General features: G+C 65.1%; 2 protein-coding genes. Both read right to left on the reverse strand.

Annotation, left to right across the window (positions count from 1 at the left end; all coding sequences use genetic code 11):
* Window positions 1-797 (reverse strand): electron transfer flavoprotein subunit alpha/FixB family protein (locus tag ACWGXF_RS24305; protein ID WP_452102597.1); only part of this gene is annotated, 797 nt, incomplete at its 3' end.
* A gap of 154 nt (window positions 798-951) precedes the next feature.
* Window positions 952-1,671 (reverse strand): electron transfer flavoprotein subunit beta/FixA family protein (locus tag ACWGXF_RS24310; RefSeq protein ID WP_452102598.1); only part of this gene is annotated, 720 nt, incomplete at its 5' end.

The following is a 1,671-nucleotide window of genomic DNA, read 5'->3' on the forward strand; positions in this document are numbered from 1 at the left end:
CCCGAGATGCCACAGGCAATGTACAGCTGGGGCGCCACGATCTTGCCCGTCTGGCCCACTTGCAGGTCGTTGGGCGCGTAGCCCGCATCAACGGCCGCACGGCTGGCACCGATGGCCGCACCCAGCTTGTCGGCCAGGGGGGTGATCACTTCGGTGAACTTCTCGGCCGAGCCCAAAGCACGGCCACCGGAGACGATGATCTTGGCTGCCGTCAGTTCGGGACGATCGCTCTTGGTCACTTCGCGGCCCACAAAGGCACTCTTGCCGCTGTCGGCCACGGCTGCCGCCGTTTCCACGGCCGCCGAGCCGCCAGTGGCAGCTGCTGCGTCAAAGCCGGTGGTACGCACGGTGATGACCTTGACGGCATCGGCGGACTGCACGGTGGCAATGGCGTTACCCGCATAGATGGGGCGCTCGAAGGTGTCGGCGGAGTCGACCTTGGTGATGTCGCTGATCTGGGCCACGTCCAGCTTGGCGGCCACGCGGGGCGCCACGTTCTTGCCCGAGGCGGTCGAGGGGAACAGGATGTGGCTGTAGTTGCCGGCACCACTGCCCACAATCGCCAGCACCTGGGCGGCGACGTTCTCGGCCAGGCCGTCCTTGAGGCTGGCGCCGTCGGCATGGATGACCTTGGAGACACCGGCAATCTGGGCGGCAGCGGCTGCTGCAGCGGCTGCACCTTCGCCAACCACCAGCACATGCACATCACCGCCGCAGGCCTTGGCGGCCGTCACGGTGTTCAGGGTCGCGGTCTTGATCGAAGCGTTGTCGTGTTCTGCAATAACGAGAGAGGTCATTTCAGTCGTCTTTCTCTAGAATTTTTCATGGTGCCTGCATCACCCGCAGCCGGCCAATCTGGCGCGGCTCAAGCGCGGGACACCGAGGAAGGGCCGCCCCGCACCGAGGGTGTCGTCCCCCTGCGGGGGATGACGCGAAGCGGCTCAGGGGGCCTTAGATGACTTTCGCTTCATTTTTCAGCTTGTCGACCAGGGCGGCCACATCGGCTACCTTGACGCCAGCGCCACGCTTGGCAGGCTCGGAGACCTTCACGGTCTTCAGGCGGGGCGTCACGTCCACGCCCAGGTCTTCGGGCTTGAAGGTGTCCAGCTGCTTTTTCTTGGCCTTCATGATGTTGGGCAAGGTGACGTAGCGGGGCTCGTTCAGGCGCAGGTCGGTGGTGATGACGGCGGGCGTGGACAGGGCCACGGTTTCCAGGCCGCCGTCCACTTCGCGGGTGACGTTGACCTTGTCGCCGGCGACTTCGACCTTGGAGGCGAAGGTGGCCTGGGGCAGATCGGCCAGGGCCGCCAGCATCTGGCCGGTCTGGTTGGCGTCGTCGTCGATGGCCTGCTTGCCGCAGATGACCAGACCGGGTTGCTCCTTGTCCACCAGGGCCTTGAGCAGCTTGGCCACGGCCAGGGGCTGCAGCTCGACATCGGTCTCGACCAGAATGCCGCGATCGGCACCGATGGCCATGGCCGTGCGCAGGGTTTCCTGGCACTGGGCCACGCCGCAGGAGACGGCGATGACTTCGGTCACCACGCCTTTTTCCTTCAGGCGCACGGCTTCTTCGACGGCGATTTCGTCAAAGGGGTTCATGCTCATCTTGACGTTGGCGATGTCCACACCCGTGCCGTCCGACTTCACGCGGACCTTGACGTTGTAGTCCAC

It is taken from the genome of Comamonas sp. HJ-2, from assembly GCF_053615495.1.